The organism is Thermosynechococcus sp. JY1331, assembly GCF_031583475.1.
GTDB lineage: Bacteria > Cyanobacteriota > Cyanobacteriia > Thermosynechococcales > Thermosynechococcaceae > Thermosynechococcus.
In genome coordinates this window covers 2,038,999-2,055,562 of record NZ_CP134180.1, presented here as the reverse complement: position 1 = coordinate 2,055,562, position 16,564 = coordinate 2,038,999, and the positions used below count along the sequence as shown (strand labels likewise).

General features: G+C 51.4%; 16 protein-coding genes. 13 read left to right on the top strand and 3 right to left on the bottom strand.

Going from position 1 to position 16,564, the window contains the following annotated elements:
* Positions 1–2: 2 nt before the first annotated feature.
* A complete protein-coding gene (locus RHJ31_RS10115; protein WP_302676500.1) occupies positions 3–869 on the top strand; it encodes an SDR family oxidoreductase in 867 nt (288 codons plus the stop codon).
* A gap of 43 nt (positions 870–912) precedes the next feature.
* Here RHJ31_RS10115 and ftsZ read toward each other — a convergent pair whose 3' ends face one another.
* Together ftsZ and RHJ31_RS10105 are read right to left on the bottom strand one after the other, a co-directional pair.
* Positions 913–2,175, bottom strand: coding sequence for a cell division protein FtsZ (gene ftsZ, locus RHJ31_RS10110; protein ID WP_302676499.1), 1,263 nt, complete (start codon positions 2,173–2,175; stop codon positions 913–915).
* Positions 2,176–2,248: 73 nt separating this feature from the next.
* Positions 2,249–3,094 carry a metal ABC transporter permease gene (locus RHJ31_RS10105; RefSeq protein ID WP_302676498.1) on the bottom strand — a complete coding sequence of 282 codons (846 nt, stop codon included), beginning with the start codon at positions 3,092–3,094 and terminating at the stop codon, positions 2,249–2,251.
* 22 nt (positions 3,095–3,116) lie between these two features.
* Between RHJ31_RS10105 and RHJ31_RS10100 the strand changes: the two genes are divergently transcribed.
* The 12 genes from RHJ31_RS10100 (at position 3,117) to RHJ31_RS10045 (ending at position 15,435) form a co-directional block, all read left to right on the top strand.
* On the top strand, positions 3,117–3,899 hold the full coding sequence (locus RHJ31_RS10100; RefSeq protein ID WP_315862952.1) for a TIGR00297 family protein: 783 nt from the start codon (positions 3,117–3,119) through the stop codon (positions 3,897–3,899).
* Positions 3,900–3,974: 75 nt separating this feature from the next.
* Positions 3,975–4,631 (top strand): FkbM family methyltransferase, encoded by a 657-nt coding sequence (locus tag RHJ31_RS10095; RefSeq protein ID WP_206201459.1) that lies wholly within the window; start codon positions 3,975–3,977, stop codon positions 4,629–4,631.
* Entirely contained in the window at positions 4,601–5,683 is a 1,083-nt protein-coding gene (locus tag RHJ31_RS10090) for a glycosyltransferase family 10 domain-containing protein (RefSeq protein WP_302676495.1), read from the top strand. The genes RHJ31_RS10095 and RHJ31_RS10090 overlap by 31 nt, the downstream gene beginning before the upstream one ends.
* On the top strand, positions 5,680–6,561 hold the full coding sequence (locus RHJ31_RS10085; RefSeq protein WP_302676494.1) for an alpha-1,2-fucosyltransferase: 882 nt from the start codon (positions 5,680–5,682) through the stop codon (positions 6,559–6,561). Before RHJ31_RS10090 ends, RHJ31_RS10085 begins: the two co-directional genes overlap by 4 nt.
* Before the next feature lie 19 nt (positions 6,562–6,580).
* Positions 6,581–7,516 (top strand): glycosyltransferase, encoded by a 936-nt coding sequence (locus RHJ31_RS10080; RefSeq protein WP_302676493.1) that lies wholly within the window; start codon positions 6,581–6,583, stop codon positions 7,514–7,516.
* Positions 7,506–8,468 (top strand): glycosyltransferase family 2 protein, encoded by a 963-nt coding sequence (locus tag RHJ31_RS10075; RefSeq protein ID WP_302676492.1) that lies wholly within the window; start codon positions 7,506–7,508, stop codon positions 8,466–8,468. The genes RHJ31_RS10080 and RHJ31_RS10075 overlap by 11 nt, the downstream gene beginning before the upstream one ends.
* A 15-nt stretch (positions 8,469–8,483) precedes the next feature.
* Complete coding sequence (dusB, locus tag RHJ31_RS10070; RefSeq protein WP_302676491.1) at positions 8,484–9,521, top strand: tRNA dihydrouridine synthase DusB; 1,038 nt, start codon at positions 8,484–8,486, stop codon at positions 9,519–9,521.
* A 301-nt stretch (positions 9,522–9,822) separates the two neighbouring features.
* Positions 9,823–12,078 carry a formate C-acetyltransferase gene (gene pflB / locus RHJ31_RS10065; RefSeq protein ID WP_302676490.1) on the top strand — a complete coding sequence of 752 codons (2,256 nt, stop codon included), beginning with the start codon at positions 9,823–9,825 and terminating at the stop codon, positions 12,076–12,078.
* Positions 12,079–12,200: 122 nt separating this feature from the next.
* Complete coding sequence (locus RHJ31_RS10060) at positions 12,201–12,968, top strand: carboxylesterase (RefSeq protein WP_302677811.1); 768 nt, start codon at positions 12,201–12,203, stop codon at positions 12,966–12,968.
* A 24-nt stretch (positions 12,969–12,992) separates the two neighbouring features.
* The gene (locus tag RHJ31_RS10055) at positions 12,993–13,214 is read left to right on the top strand and encodes a sulfurtransferase TusA family protein (protein WP_149817527.1); all 222 of its coding nucleotides are present in this window, start codon (positions 12,993–12,995) and stop codon (positions 13,212–13,214) included.
* The gene (gene rsgA / locus RHJ31_RS10050; RefSeq protein ID WP_302676489.1) at positions 13,211–14,257 is read left to right on the top strand and encodes a small ribosomal subunit biogenesis GTPase RsgA; all 1,047 of its coding nucleotides are present in this window, start codon (positions 13,211–13,213) and stop codon (positions 14,255–14,257) included. Before RHJ31_RS10055 ends, rsgA begins: the two co-directional genes overlap by 4 nt.
* Complete coding sequence (locus RHJ31_RS10045; RefSeq protein WP_302676488.1) at positions 14,257–15,435, top strand: glycosyltransferase; 1,179 nt, start codon at positions 14,257–14,259, stop codon at positions 15,433–15,435. The genes rsgA and RHJ31_RS10045 overlap by 1 nt, the downstream gene beginning before the upstream one ends.
* Here RHJ31_RS10045 and RHJ31_RS10040 read toward each other — a convergent pair.
* Entirely contained in the window at positions 15,417–16,469 is a 1,053-nt protein-coding gene (locus tag RHJ31_RS10040; protein WP_302676487.1) for a TrkA family potassium uptake protein, read from the bottom strand. The two genes, RHJ31_RS10045 and RHJ31_RS10040, sit on opposite strands and share 19 nt — an antisense overlap.
* Positions 16,470–16,564 lie beyond the last annotated feature (95 nt).

Below are 16,564 nucleotides of genomic sequence, written 5' to 3'. Positions count from 1 at the left end.
CAATGCGGGTTCTCATTCTCGGTTGCGGTTATACGGGAACGTGGTTGGCGCGATCGCTCCAAGCCCAAGGCATTGATGTGGTCATGACCAACCGTCGGGGAGAGCCGCCGCCAGAACTCAGCACTGTTCCTTGTTTTCCCTTTACATGGGAGCAGCAGGGGGAGCCAGTTCCCTTAGCACCAGCCGCCCTTGAGGGGGTAACCCACATCCTCAATAGTATTCCTCCCGATCGCCAAGGGGAGGATGCGGTTGCGCTGGCACTGTTGCCGCAGTTAGAGAAACTGAATCTGCACTGGTTTGGCTACCTTTCGACAACGGGGGTCTATGGCGATCGCCAAGGGGGCTGGGTAGATGAAACCACACCCGTCAATCCCCAAAATTTGCGTTCACAACACCGCGTCAGCATTGAGCAAACCTTTCTCAACTCCAATCTGCCCACCCATATCTTTCGACTCCCCGGCATCTATGGCCCCGGAGAAGGACGCAATCCCATTGCTCGTATTCTCAAGGGGGATGTGCAACTCATTGATAAACCGGGGCACTACTTCTGCCGTATTCATGTGGTGGATATTGTCCAAACCCTTGAGCGATCGCTGGCACAACCCACGCCGCAGGAAATCTATAACCTCAGTGATGATCAACCCTCAGAGTCGCTCCCTGTTCTACTCGAGGCTTATCGTCTTTTGGGTCGCCCAGCCCCACCAGCCATCCCGTTAGAGGCAGCCAATCTGAGTCCAATGGCCCAGTCCTTTTGGCGCGAATCCCGCCGCGTGCGCAATGACAAAATCAAGCGGGTTTTAGGCGTTCAGCTCCGCTATCCTTCCTACCGCGAGGGGTTACTAGCGATCGCCCGCGAATTAGGTCTTTGAGACGGCCTGCCATCCCCTGTGAGAAATAGGCACCTTATAATACCTAAGGATTCGGTCGCCGTCGCTGGAGAAACTCAGGAATGTCTAACTTCGGCTTGGCTTCAACCTCTGGTTGTGTTGCGGGGGCTTCCGGGGGAGGCGATGCCGTCGTTAGGGGGCGGTTCGTTAGGGGTGTCGTTTTGGTTGTGGCACGGGTGCGGCTAATGGGTTCACCACTAAAGCCAGTGGCAATAACGGTGACTTGAACTTCCCCTTGCATTTGGGGATCAATCACCGCACCGAAAATGATATTGGCGTTAGCATCGGCCACATTGTAGATCACCTCGGCAGCGGCATTGACCTCATGGAGGGTGAGATCTGTGCCCCCCGTAATATTGAAGACAACGCCCTTGGCACCCTCAATCGACCCCTCCAGTAGGGGCGAAGAAATTGCACTGACGGCAGCTTCCGTAGCTCGTGACTTGCCAGAGGCAATACCAATACCCATCATGGCAGAACCGGCATCAGCCATCACCGAACGAATATCGGCGAAATCAACGTTAATCAGCCCCGGCAGGTTAATAATGTCGGAAATCCCCTGAACCCCTTGGCGCAGGACATCATCGGCCACTCGAAACGCATCCTGAACCGATGTTTGCTCCGAAATCACTGAGAGAATCTTGTCATTGGGGATCACGATGAGGGTGTCAACACGACTTTGCAGGGCTTCGATTCCTTCATCCGCTTGGCTCGCTCGACGGCGACCCTCAAAGGTAAAGGGACGGGTGACGACTGCAACAGTTAGGGCGCCCTGTTCCTTGGCCACTTCAGCCACAATTGGGGCAGCGCCAGTGCCGGTACCACCCCCCATGCCGCAGGTAATGAAAATCAAATCGGCATCCTTGAGTGCCGCAGCAAGGTCTTCGCGGGATTCTTCAGCCGCTTTTTGACCAATGGCGGGGTTACCACCAGCGCCGAGACCACGGGTGAGTTTCTGGCCAATTTGCAGGCAGCGGTGGGCCTGGGATTGGGCGATCGCCTGCGCATCAGTATTGACGCACCAAAATTCAACACCCGCCACATTACTGGCAATCATGCGGTTGACTGCGTTGCCACCGCCCCCACCGACACCAATCACTTTGATGCGCGCTGCTGAAGTTTCCACCAAGCTGTCATAACTCCTTAACACATCGGTTGGTGCGCCATGGCCATTGTCGCCAGATGCAATGCCTACCTCTCCCGAAACAAAGGAGGCGGGGACTTCAGAGGGAACAGGTTCCGTAGGCCACTGTTGATCTGACTCCATAACGCAACTGTCTTCACCCATGATAAATATGGGGCAACTATATCATGAACTCTAGCAAAGGCATCGGCAACACCCCACAAAATAATCCTTAAACCTAACTCAGGGGAGAGCGGGCTTTGGCCAACAGACCGTGCTTGGGGGCAAAAATCATCGCCAGCAAAAAAATCACTGTTTGCAGGACAACAATACAGCCACCTGTTGACGCATCGAGATAGTAACTGATGTAGGTTCCCAATAAACTGCCAAGGCCACCCACCGCCAAGGCAATGAGTACCATGATGCCAAAGCGATCGCTCAGCAAATAGGCCGTTGCCCCCGGTGTAATTAGCATCGCCACGACGAGAATAATGCCCACGGTTTGCAGGGCAGCCACGGTGGTGAGGGACAGCAGCGCCAGCAGGAGATAGTAGAGCAGGGTTGTATTTAAGCCAATGGTGCGGGCATGGGTCGGGTCAAAGCAAAAGAGAATCAAATCCCGATGCAGTAGGGCGATCGTGATCAGTGTCATGAGGCTCACAATCACTGTTTGCCAGAGGTCGCGATCGCTAATCCCCAAGACATTCCCAAAGAGAATATGCATCAGGTCAACACTACTGGCGGTCTTCGAGAGCAGCACTAACCCCAAGGCAAAAAAGCCCGTAAACACCAAGCCAATGACTGTATCCTCCTTCACCCGTGTCTGCTGTTGAATAAAGCCAATGAGGGTCACGGCCATCAGACCAAAGACAAAAGCCCCCAAAGCAAAGGGCAGCCCCAGCCAGTAGGCCAAGACCACACCGGGCAAGACCGCATGGGACACCGCATCCCCCATCAAGGCCCAGCCCTTTAGGGTTAAAAAACAGGACAATACCGCACACACACAACCCACAAGGGTGCTTACCCCCAGCGCCTTAACCATAAATGCATGTTGCAGTGGCTCCAATAGCCAAGTGATCATCATTTGTCCTCTATGCCTGAAAAGTATGATAAGGTGCTGCCAGTACAGTCGGAGTGCGGTTCTCGTGGATGGCATCCTTTTGCTGAACCCTTGGTGGATAGGTATTTTGCTCAATACCGTCCTTGGGGCGATCGCCCTCCTTGCACGGCAAAAATTACTCACTCTAGCAGGTCTCTTCCATGCGTGGCTCCTCGGCGTGCTGATTTGGGGCACCTTAGGCTGGCAGGGCTATCTGATTGTCATGGTTTATTTCCTTGTCGGTTCAGCCGTCACCCGCATCGGCATGGCCGAAAAAGAGGCCGCAGGCATTGCTGAAAAACGCGCCGGGGCGCGCGGCCCAGAGAATGTCTGGGGATCAGCCTTTACAGGCACCCTCTGTGCACTCCTTGCTCTCCTGCTACCCCAATGGCGGGAGTTATTTTTGGTGGGGTTTGTGGCCAGTTTTAGCACCAAGCTCTCAGATACCTGTGCTAGTGAAGTGGGCAAAGCCTATGGCCAGCGCACCTTTCTCATCACCACATTACAACCGGTGCCCCGAGGGACAGAGGGAGCGGTGAGTTTAGAGGGAACACTGGCCGGTCTAATTGGTGCCACCGTGATTGCTGTGCTAGGCTGGAGTGTGGGCTTGATGGGGGCGATCGCCCTCCCCATTTGTCTCCTTGCTGCTTTCCTAGCCAACCTTGTGGAGAGTCTCGTGGGAGCCACCCTTCAGGAACGCTACACTTGGCTGAGTAATGAAATCGTTAACGGCATCAACACAACGGTGGGGGCTTTGGTGGCAATGGTAGCCGTTTTTATCGCTTCGTAAGCGTTGTAAGCGGGCTGTTAGTGACCTAGGGATTTACCTCGTTTGATTTATTGACATTTATCAAATTTTTCAGGTATGAACAAAGTTTTAGACTGGCTTGACTCATTGCTAATTCAAAACTCATTTCAAAGAGAGGTTCGTCGCTGGTTTCGAGATAAAGGCGATAGTACCTTGCGGCTTGATTATCCACTTGATGCAGAGAGCATTGTCCTAGATGTGGGGGGATATAAAGGAGACTTTACTGCTCTCATTCATGAGAAATTCAATTGTCGAGTATTTGTTTTTGAACCGGTTTCAGTCTTCTATCATATTTGTAAGCAACGGTTTACTGGTAATGCAAAGATTATTGCCCTGAATTATGGACTGTCTGACGCCGATAAAATTTCTCAAATTCACATAGCTGAGGACTCGTCAAGTTTTTATAAAAGAAATTCAAAAACATCAGAGGAAATAGCCCAACTACGAAACTGTGCTACTGTTTTCAAGGAGCTTGGTATCGAAAAAGTAGATTTGATGAAAATTAACATTGAAGGAGGAGAGTATAATTTAGTGAAAAAGCTCATCGATTCTGATTTAATAGAAAAGATAAAATATCTTCAGATTCAGTTTCATAATTTTGTTGAGAACGCAGAGGAAAAGCGTCAGAATTTACGCTCTCAGCTAACAAGAACTCATATTGAAATGTGGAATTATGAATTTGTTTGGGAAAGCTGGCGCTTAAAGAGCATTTGAGTTTTAACCTAGAAAATCATGCAATGACAAAGCAAAGATTAACTGGTCTTTTTGTCTATCCTGATATTCCCACAGCCGTATTTTTTGATCCGAATGGATCTCCAGACGGGCTAACACAGCCTTGGGTTGCCCTGCGGGAGGGGTTTCGTGCTCAAGGCGTTGAACTTGTTGGCCTTGATGAATGCTGTCATGACCCCGATTTTGAACTCCATCTTAATGTTCAAGCTCCCCGCTCTAAGTCTCCAAAGTTTGTAATTCTCGCTGAACATCCCTTGATCTATCCAGCCAATGGGCAGCGGTTCTTATTGCGTCGCTATCAAAGTGTGTTTACTTGGAACCCTGATCTAGCTATCAAGCAGGCTCAGCAAATTCAACTGCCTCACCCGTTCAAGATAACAGGTGGTGTAGATGGCTATGGGCAACGTCCTCAGTTGGTTGTTTTAATCAACAGTAATAAGGCTTTGGCTTGGTGGGCTCCCTCTCAAGATCTCTACCGCGAGCGGGTCAGAGCTATTCGCTGGTTTGAACGTCATGCACCACAGGACTTTGCCCTTTATGGTCACGGTTGGAATCATTCAGCCCAACAGCCCGTGGTAGGAGATATCATTCACGCCTTAGAAAAAAGGTGGATTCACAGACCATTGCCCCCATTTCCGTCTTGGCGGGGCATTGTGCCCACAAAGAGTGAAGTATTACGACAGTCCCGCTTCTCGATTGTCTATGAGAACGCGATTTTTCGTGGTTACATCACAGAGAAAATTTTTGATGCCTTTTGCGCCGGGAACGTGCCGATCTACTGGGGGGCACCAGACATTACCGACTACATTCCTAAGGCTTGTTTTATTGACCGTAGAGAGTTTTCTTCCTACGACTCTTTATACAACTTTCTCAAGACGATGCCAGAAGAGATCTATAAGGGCTACCAGCAAGCGATTTGGAATTTTCTGCACTCTCCTCAAGCACAGCGGTTTTCTATTGCTCACTTTGTGCAGACGATTGTTCACGGCATTTTGGATCAAGTCAACGCTAGTCATAAACACTCGGAACGATGATCTTTGTCAATCTTATCGGTGGCCTTGGCAATCAGATGTTCCAGTATGCTGTAGGAAGGGCTTTGTCTATGACTAAGGGAGTACCCTTGCGTTTAGATATTTCCGATTTTGCAAGTTACCAGCTTCATCAAGGGTTTGAGCTACATCGTGTATTTTGCTGTGAGGCTCCGATTGCTTCTCTTGAAGATTTGAAGTCTGTTTTGGGTTGGTGGGGGGTGCCAACAATCAGGAGAGCGATCGCCAACCTTAGACTTTCAGCACTATGTAAGGGACGACTAATTCTTGAACCTCACTATCACTATTGGGAGAAAATTCATTCTGTCCCCGACATTGCCTACCTTCAGGGCTACTGGCAATCAGAAAAATACTTTAGTGAAATTGCTGACCTTCTACGGGAAGATTTCAAGTTTAGGCAACCCTTGTCAGAAATAAATTCTAGATGGGCGAAAAAAATTACCCAGTGTCATTCGGTCAGTCTTCACATCCGACATGGGGATTATATTTCTAATTTAACAACACACAAAGTTCATGGTGTCTGTAGCCTTGATTACTATCACAGAGCAGTTGAATATATCACTACCCTTGTCGCTGATCCTGTATTTTTCATTTTCTCAGATGAAATTGAATGGGCAAAATCAAACTTAGAGATCTCGCACCCTGTTTACTATGTGGAAAATAATACTGGTCAGGAGAGCTATAATGATATGCGATTAATGAGTCTATGTCATCATCATATTATTGCCAACAGTACATTTAGTTGGTGGGGAGCTTGGCTAAATAATAGCCCTGAAAAAATTGTAATTGCTCCTCAAAAATGGTTCGCCACATCTGATAAAGATGACTCGGATTTAATTCCAAAGACTTGGATTAGAATTTGAGATGATTTAGTTATTGTTAATGATGAATATACACAATAGTCCGACTATTTCAGTTATTTTACCAGTTTTTAATTCTGACCAATATATTGAATTAGCTATAAATTCTATTCTTGATCAATCCTTTAATGATTTTGAACTCATTGTTATTGATGATGGTTCTTCAGATAATTCCTTTGAAATTTTATCAAATTATGCAAAACTTGATGCTCGTATTCATTTAATTCGTCGGGATAATCAAGGTTTGATTTATACACTGAATCAAGCAATTGAACTTGCTAAGGGTCAGTATATCGCTAGAATGGATGCAGATGATTTGACTTTACCTAACAGGTTAGAAAGTCAACTTGAATTTTTAGAAAAAAATAAACTACATCTTTGTGGCTCATCTGTTCAGCTCATTGGGGCAGCGATTGGTTCTTGGCACTATCCTCCTTCCCATGAAGGTTGCGAAATTGAATTGTTATTTGGTGTACCTTTTGCCCATCCATCTGTAATGGGTCACTCCAGTGTTTTCAAAGAACTGAGGTACTCCTTTGAGTGGTCACTGGTGGAAGATTATGATCTCTGGCAGCGGGCATGGGCGGCAGGGTTCAAGATGGGGAATGTGCCAGAGGTGCTTCTGCAGTACCGAGTGCATCGCAAACAAACCTCCAGCCTTTATCGTCGGCAGCAAGCTCAAAATAGTCAACGGATTCGTTCGCGCCACTGGCAACAACTCCTAAGTGCCAAGCTAGGAATTTCAGCAACTGAGGCTCAAGAAGCAGAGAAAGATTTGTGGAAAACATTCCAACTCCTGCGGCAGTTAAAGCAATGTTATAAAGGAACAGAAGCAGAAAAAATTCTCCACCATGCATTCCCACGCCTTTGTTCCCACCGTCTCCATAGTTGGGTTTTAGATAGAACAAGCTGGTTGAGTAGCTCAAGACCACATTTCTGGAGTGATCATGTTTTTTAGTGTCGTAATTCCTACCTATAATCGCTTGCCCATTCTAGAAAAGTGTGTTCGCGCGATCGCCCATCAAACGTGGAATCCAGACTTAGGCATTGAGGGCTATGAGGTCATTATTGTTGACGATGGCTCAACAGACAACACCATTGAGTGGCTTGAGGCACATCGTGAAGCGTTTCCCTGTGTCCGCTGGTTTCAACAGGAACATCTGGGTCCAGCAGCGGCTCGTAACTTAGGTCTGCAGGTGGCCAAGGGTGACTGGATTATCTTTATTGATAGTGACTTGGTGGTGACGGAAACGTTTTTAGAAGCCCATGGGAAGTGCTTAACTCAAGAAAAAGAACGTCTTGGCATTGAGGATATTGCTCAGGTTCCTGCTTTTTCCTATGGTCGTGTGATTAATACCTGTAATTTTGAAGAGCCAACCTCAGAACCCTATAAAATTGTTGATTTTTCAGCCGCCTATTTTGCAACGGGAAATGTGGCGATCGCCCGCCATTGGTTGGAAAAAGCAGGCCTCTTTGATACCCAGTTTCAACTCTATGGCTGGGAAGATTTAGAACTAGGGGTGCGCCTCAAGAAATTGGGTTTGCGATTGCTGAAGTGCCCCGCAGCCGTTGGCTACCACTGGCATCCCCCCTTTTCCCTCAGTCAAGTGCCCACCCTGATTCAGAAAGAGATTGAAAGGGGACGAATGGGGGTCTTGTTCTATAAAAAGCATCCCATTTGGGAAGTGAAGCTCATGATTCAAATGACGCCCTTTCACTATTTCCTTTGGGCCATCCTATCCCTCGGCGGCATTCTCAATGAAAAAACACTGGCGCCCCTGTTGCAATGGCTGATTAATATCGGTCGCCCTCAAGATGCCTTGGAAGTGGCTCGTATCTTTTTGAACTGGTATAATGTGCGGGCAGTCTACTCAGCCTATCAAGAGCAAACACCGCAGCAGCAGCATTGAGCTTTCGTGGGAGTTATGTTAACCCTGTCTCCAGAGCTAAAAGCCCGTTTGGCAACGCCATTGCAGATTGGCTCTGTTACGGTCAATAGTCGGGTCTTGCAGTCCCCGTTGGCCGGGGTAACTGATTTGGTGTTTCGGCGATTGGTGCGCCGTTATGCCCCCGACTCAATGATGTACACGGAGATGGTCAGTGCTTCGGGGTTGCACTATCTGAAAACATTGCCCCGGATCATGGAAGTGGATGCCAATGAGCACCCCATTAGTATTCAGCTTTTTGACTGCCGCCCTGATTTTCTAGCGGAAGCAGCGATAAAGGCGGTAGCTGAAGGGGCGGATACGGTAGATATCAATATGGGCTGCCCCGTGAATAAAATTACGAAGAATGGCGGTGGTTCTTCGCTGCTGCGGGATGTGCAAACGGCAGCAACAATTGTGCGGACGGTCTCCAAGGCGGTGCCTGTGCCGGTTACGGTCAAAACCCGCATTGGTTGGAGCGATCAGGAGATTAATATCCTTGACTTTGCCAAGGCGATGGAAGATGCTGGCGCGGCAATGATTACGGTTCATGGGCGAACCCGTGCCCAAGGCTTTAATGGCCCAGCTCGCTGGGAGTGGATTGCGCGGGTGAAGGAGCGCGTCAGTATTCCCGTGATTGCCAATGGCGATATTTTCTCGGTGGAAGCGGCGGTGCGCTGCCTAGAGCAAACTGGGGCGGATGGGGTGATGTGCTCGCGAGGAACGATGGGTTATCCCTTCTTGGTGGGGGAAATTGATCACTTTTTGAAAAGCGGGGAATTGCGGCCTGCGCCAACGGTGGTTGAACGTCTGCACTGTGCGCGGGATCATCTCATTGCCCTCTGGGAATACAAGGGGGAACGGGGGATTCGCCAAGCGCGTAAACATTTGACGTGGTACGCCAAGGGCTTTGCTGATGCCGCAGAACTGCGCAGTGAATTGTGTCGCATTGAAACCCTAGAGGCTGGTTTAGCCCTGCTGGATGCAGCAATTGAGCGCTTGCAGGTAAGTTCAGACACCGAGGCGATCGCGGCCTAAATACCTAAACAAATGAAAAAAAGATTTGTGTTGCGCAACAATTCCGCAAAAATTTCGTAAAAAAAGTCCCTAGAACCCACGGGTTATAATGAAAGTGTAGGTGTGAGCAGGCCAAAAAAGAGTGATGAGGCTTGGCCTACAAAAAGTTCATTTGCATTTCTTGTTTGATCGCAATCGCTTAATCTCTTGCGTATTTTCTAGCATTTGCAGTTAGCAGGTTCTTGCTGGTTTGAAGGGGCGATCGCTATTGGTGAAGGGCGATCGCGAGAAATTGCTGCACACTTGATGAGGAACATTGATTATGAACTGTACACGCTACACAGAATTGCCCGAAGCGGCATGGCGAGAATTTACGGGTGGTGATTGGGTCGATCGCATTGATGTGCGCGACTTTATTCAACGCAACTATACCCCCTACGCTGGGGATGCCTCCTTCCTCACAGGCGCTAGCGATCGCACCCAACAACTATGGGCAAAAGTGCGCGACCTGATGGCACTAGAGCGCGAAAAAGGGGTGCTCGATGCCGATACCAGTGTCCCCTCTTCGATTACAGCCCACGCACCGGGCTACATTGATCGCGAGTTGGAGCAAATCGTTGGCCTGCAAACCGATCAGCCCCTGAAACGGGCGATTATGCCCTTTGGTGGCATTCGCGTTGTTGAAACCTCCCTCAAGGCCTACGGCTACGAATTGGATCCGCACACGAAGGAAATCTTCACCAAATATCGCAAAACCCATAACGATGGCGTCTTTGATGCCTACACACCCGAAATGCGCCGCTGTCGTAAATCGGGGATCATTACGGGACTGCCGGATGCCTATGGCCGCGGTCGGATTATTGGTGACTATCGCCGCGTGGCTCTCTATGGGGTAGATCGCTTGATTGCCGACAAACAGGCACAGCAGGCTTCCCTAGAAGTGGATGTCATGGACGAAGAAACCATCCGCCTACGGGAAGAACTTTCAGAGCAAATCAAAGCCCTCAATGAACTCAAGGAAATGGCCGCCAGCTATGGCTTTGATATTTCGCGGCCAGCGGCCAATGGCAAAGAGGCGATTCAGTGGCTCTATTTTGGCTACCTTGCGGCTGTCAAAGAACAAAACGGCGCCGCCATGTCCCTTGGGCGGGTCTCCACCTTCCTCGACATTTACTTTGAACGGGATTTGCGCCACGGCACAGCCACAGAAGCTGAGATCCAAGAATGGATTGACCACTTTGTGATGAAACTGCGGATGGTGCGCTTCCTGCGGACGCCGGAATACAATGAACTCTTCTCTGGCGATCCCACATGGGTCACGGAATCCATTGGTGGCATGGGTCTTGATGGTCGCCCATTGGTGACGAAAACCAGCTTCCGTATTCTGAATACGCTCTATACCCTTGGGCCTGCCCCCGAACCCAACTTGACGGTGCTGTGGTCGGAAAACTTGCCAGAGGCCTTCAAACGCTTCTGCGCCCAAGTTTCCATTGACACCAGTTCGATCCAATACGAAAACGATGACTTGATGCGTCCCTACTGGGGCGATGACTACGCGATCGCCTGCTGTGTCTCGGCGATGCGGGTCGGCAAACAAATGCAATTCTTTGGGGCACGGGTGAATTTAGCCAAAGCCCTCCTCTACGCAATCAATGGCGGTCGGGATGAAGTCTCTGGCCAGCAAGTGGCACCGATGTTTGCGCCGATTACAGGCGACACCCTGAAGTGGGAAGAAGTGCTGCCGCGCTTTGAACAGATGATGGCTTGGTTGGCGAAGGTGTATGTCAATACCCTCAACGTCATCCACTACATGCACGATAAGTACTGCTACGAGGGGCTGGAGATGGCGCTCCACGATCGCGATGTCTTTCGCACCATGGCCTGTGGTGTGGCGGGTCTATCGGTGGTGGCGGATGCCCTCTCGGCCATTAAGTACGCCGAGGTGAAAGTGATCCGCAATGCCGAAGGGTTGGCGGTGGACTACGAGATTAAGGGTGATTTTCCGAAGTACGGCAACAACGACGATCGCGTGGATAGTCTCGCGGTGTGGGTCGTGGAAACCTTCATGAATGAAATCCGCAAACACAAAACCTACCGCAATGCCGTGCCTACGCAGTCAATCCTGACGATTACCTCCAACGTCGTCTATGGCAAGAAAACCGGCAATACTCCCGATGGCCGCAAAGCCGGTGAACCCTTTGCGCCGGGCGCCAACCCCATGCACGGTCGCGATACGAAAGGGGCGATCGCCTCACTGGCATCCGTGGCCAAGTTGCCCTATGTCCATGCCCAAGATGGCATCTCCAACACGTTCTCCATCGTGCCCAGTGCCCTTGGCAAGACACGGGAGGATCGAATCAGCAACTTGGTGAATCTGCTGGATGGCTACATCCACGACCAAGGCTTCCACCTCAACGTCAACGTGCTTAACCGCGAAATGTTGTTGGATGCCATGGATCACCCTGAACTGTACCCCCAACTCACCATCCGGGTGTCGGGCTATGCGGTGAACTTTATCAAACTCACCCGCGAACAACAGTTGGATGTGATTAACCGCACCTTCCATGAACGCTTTTAGGCTCATCTTTAGGCTCTTTAGGCGAACTGCCGCCTAGATGAACGTCGCGTCCTCTACCTCGGTTGCTCTGGCGATCGGGGTAGATTTTTTATGGTGCTAGCGTGTGGTGTTTGCGTACATTGGTGAATCTCGTTAATCTTCCCTTTTTCTATAGCCATGCTGCGGGCGATCGTCGCGCCTGCTTGTTACTCCATGGCTTGGGGGGTGGGGTTTATGAACTGCAACTTTTGGGAGAGGTTCTCTACAAAGCAGGCTGGACGGTTCAGGGCATCCTCTATCCGGGGCACGATCGCCCCAGTGCCCAAATGCCCGCCTCGACATGGCCGCAGTGGTATGAGGCAGTAGTGACAGCCTTTAAGACCTTACGAGACAGCCATCGCACGGTTGCCGTGGTGGGCTTTTCCACTGGGGGAACGCTAGCCCTGCATCTTGCCTATGAGTATGCCGTTGATTCTCTTGTACTCCTTGCCCCCTTTTTGCGCATCTATCGGCCTTGGTTTTGTCCCGTCGCTCCAGAGAGGCTTGTGCAGTCCGTTGGCCAGTGGATTCCCTTTGTGCCTCGGCGCAGCCTACCAATCCGCGATCGCCCCCTACGCCAAGCAGCAGAAGCCGCCTGCTTTTTCAAAAGTTTCAACCTGCAAGCGGTGCGCAGTGCCCTTGAGCTGATTGCCCAAGTGGAGCGGGAACTGCCGCTGATCACAACGCCAGCACTGATTCTGCAAAGCCTTGCTGACACGGTCGTTGACCCCCAAGGGGCACAGAGGATTTATGAACAGCTAGGCAGCCCCGAAAAGGAATTGCACTGGTTCAAGGAGTCGGATCACTTGCTCCCCCTTGATGTCGAGCGAGAACAGGTATTCGCCAAGGTGGTCGCCTTTTTGGGAAGATAGTTGCAGTTGGTTACTTGCCCTGCCATGGAAACATTGGATCTACGGGGAACGCCCTGTCCTTTGAACTTTGTGCGCACAAAACTGCGACTGCAACAGTTGCCCCCCCAGCAGCCCCTTGAGGTGTGGTTGGATGCAGGAGAACCCATTGAGCAGGTGCCCGATAGTTTGCGCATGGCGGGCTACGATGTCCTTGGGATTGAGCCACGGCAGGACTATTTTGCCCTTCAGGTGCAGCGTCCGGCATGAGTGATCTGGTGGGCTTGGTGCGGGCTGTTCAGGCCAATTACTACCGTGTCCGCCTGCGGGAAGCCGCCAATGGTATTGAGGAGTTACTGTGTGTACGCCGCGCCCGCCTCAAGAAGATGGGGCAACAGGTGTGTGTGGGGGATTGGGTGGTGGTGAGCCATCTCGACTGGCAAGGACACCGCGGAGCGATCGCTGAGATTTTGCCCCGCCGCAATCAATTGCCACGCCCAGCGATCGCCAATGTCGATCAAGTGTTGCTCCTTTTTGCCTTGGCTGACCCTCCTGCTGATGTCCATCAAATTAGCCGCTTTCTCTTGACCGCCGAGGGATTGAATGTCGAGATTCAGGTGCTTTTCACCAAAGCGGATTTAGTTTCTGCGCAAGAGCAACAGCAGTGGCGCGATCGCCTGCATCAATGGGGCTATCACTGCCATGTCCTCAGTCTCACCCAAGGAAGCGACTGGCAACATCTGCATCCCCACCTCGCCGATAAGATTACAGTTGTCTGTGGCCCGTCGGGGGTAGGCAAAAGTAGCTTGATCCGCCATCTGACACCTCGGGAAGATATTCGCGTCGGTGCGGTCTCGGATCACTGGCACCGGGGGCGGCACACCACTCGCCATGTGGAACTCTTTCCTCTGCCAGCGGGGGGCTGGATTGCCGATACACCGGGCTTTAATCAGCCGGAACTGCCCCAAGACCCCCAGCAATTGGCGGCGGCTTTTCCGGAGATTCGCCAACGGCTGAGCAAGGATCGGTGTCTCTTTGATAACTGTCGTCACGATCAGGAACCGGGCTGCTGTGTACGCGGTGATTGGGAGCGCTACCTCCTCTACATTGAGTATTTGCATGAGCTAGAAACAATGGCCAGTTCAGAGCCATCCTTAGGGAAGGCACCCCCAGTGAAGGCCAAGAGTGACCGCCAAGGGCAGCAGCGCCTTGAACCCCTCTTGGATCCGAAAAAATATCGCCGCCGATCGCGCCGACAGCAGCATCAGCACCTCAATCCTATGGCTGAAGAAGTCCTCGATAGCGAACTGTGATGACGATGCCCCTTGTGTTAACTCTCATCCTGTTGAGTGTAACAGCCCTTTCCCTTGTGATCTGGCTGGTTTTGCTGCTGTTTTGGGGACAGTTTTGGCGCCCGGACCAGCGGCTACAGGGGGGAGACCTCAGGGCTTGGCCAAGGGTGGTGGTTGTCATTCCAGCTCGCAATGAGGCGGCGGTGATTGGCACCAGTGTGCGATCGCTCCTCGAACAGGACTATGCTGGAACCCTACATCTGATCTTGGTGGACGATCAAAGTAACGATGGCACAGGGGACATTGCTCGCCAAACGGCTTTGGCACTGGGCAAGGGCGATCGCCTAACGGTGATTGAAGGCACACCGCTCCCCCCCGGCTGGTCAGGTAAGCTCTGGGCGCTGTCCCAAGGCATTGAGGCCGCCCGAGCGTTTGATCCCGATTACTTGCTGCTCACAGATGCCGATATTGCCCACGATCGCCAAAATTTGCGCCAATTGGTCGCCCACGCCCGTCAGCAAAACTGTGCCCTTGTCTCGCTGATGGTGAAACTGCGCTGCCAAAGTATTTGGGAAAAATTGCTGATTCCCGCCTTTGTCTTTTTCTTTGCCAAGCTCTATCCCTTCCGCTGGGTCAACGATCCACAGCGATCAACGGCGGCTGCAGCGGGGGGGTGTATTTTGATTGATCCTCTGGCCCTGGACAAGATAGGAGGCATTGCCTGTATTCGCGATGCCCTAATTGATGATTGTTCCTTGGCAGCAGCGGTAAAGCGCGCAGGCTACCGCATTTGGCTGGGATTAACACCGACAACAGTGAGTTTGCGGGCCTACAATACCCTCAGCAGTATTTGGCAGATGGTGGCTCGCACTGCCTATACGCAGTTGTCCTATTCACCGCTCTTGCTGGTGGGAACCGTGATTGGCATGACACTGGTGTATTTGTGGGCGCCCCTTGCCCTTGCTATCGGTCTGATCGGTCAGTCGCTGCCCTTAGCCGTCATGGCGGGACTCACTTGGGGGAGCATGGCGATCGCCTACGGGCCAACGGTGCGTTTCTATGGCCTCAATAGGGCTTGGGCGTTGACACTGCCTGTGATTGCCTTCCTCTATACGCTGATGACACTGGATTCGGCGCGGCGCCACTGGCAAGGTCGGGGCGGTGCTTGGAAAGGACGGGTTTATCCCCGCAAGTCATAGATGGGGCGATAGGCCATGACAATCAGCGTGTCAGTGGGGTCAAGACTCTGAAAGTCTGAGGGACGAGGGTTGAGCAACACCTGCTGATTTTGGCGGCGAATCCCGATCAGGAGCAGCGGGTTCTCTGGATGGCGGCTACTGTACTCACTCATCCAAGCACTGAGGGCAGCAAAGGAGAGGCCACAGAGGGTAGTGGGATAGTGCCCTGGCTCAATGAAGTAAAACTCATTGGTGTGATCAGAATAGGTCAGGAGTTGCCGATAGACCTCGGACATTTGGCGAAAGAGGGCACTTTGAGCCAGAATCCCAGAACTATAGTCCTGACTCAAAATCACTTCATCCACCCCCGCTTCCTTGAGGTGGCGCTGGCGATCGCTATTCACCAATTCGGCCACCACATGAATATCCTGCTCTTGGCCAGGGGTTTTCTCTAGATGCTTTACCGCAAGGGCAATGAGGGCATTTTTTTCATCGGGAGCTTCCATGTCGGCATCGGCAAGCAGAATAATGGCTTTGGCTTGGGGGGCATTGAGGCGCTCTAGGGTGCCATGGTGGGTAGGATCCCCTTGCACTACAAAGACATCCGGGCGCCCTTGGAATTCAGGATCCAGTGCAATCGGTTCAGCACATAAAAGCACAATGTCACGGGGATGGTAGGCGTTGGCGGCAATCAGTTGGCGGAGCACAAGGGGCGCCTTGGCATTCCAGTTGCAAATAATAATGTGGTTGCTAAAGGGTTTCATGGGTAGGGTTTGGCTAAGAGCTTGGGTGACAAAGTAGGCGGAAAATTTGCCAATCAGGGCACCAAAGGCAAAGGTGCCAAAAAGCAGTAGCACGAGCTGCAGGACTTGCCCTAGCAGGGTGCGCGGGCGATCGGGATACTCCCCCACCAAGGTAATCACTGCATTACTGAGGGTCTCCCAAGCGCGGCTCGGCGACTGAAGTGCCTCTTCGCTCCAGAGGAAAGCCACAATTAACAGCACCAGAATCGCGATCGCCCCTAGGGTAAGGAAGCGTTGAAGTCGCTCGTGCATTGGTTGGCGAGGGAAACATCACGTCTATTCTAAGATTCCGCCCCCTTGTAGAGTCTCCCAGATTCCAGTATCCTGACTGCTATACAACTCTTTTC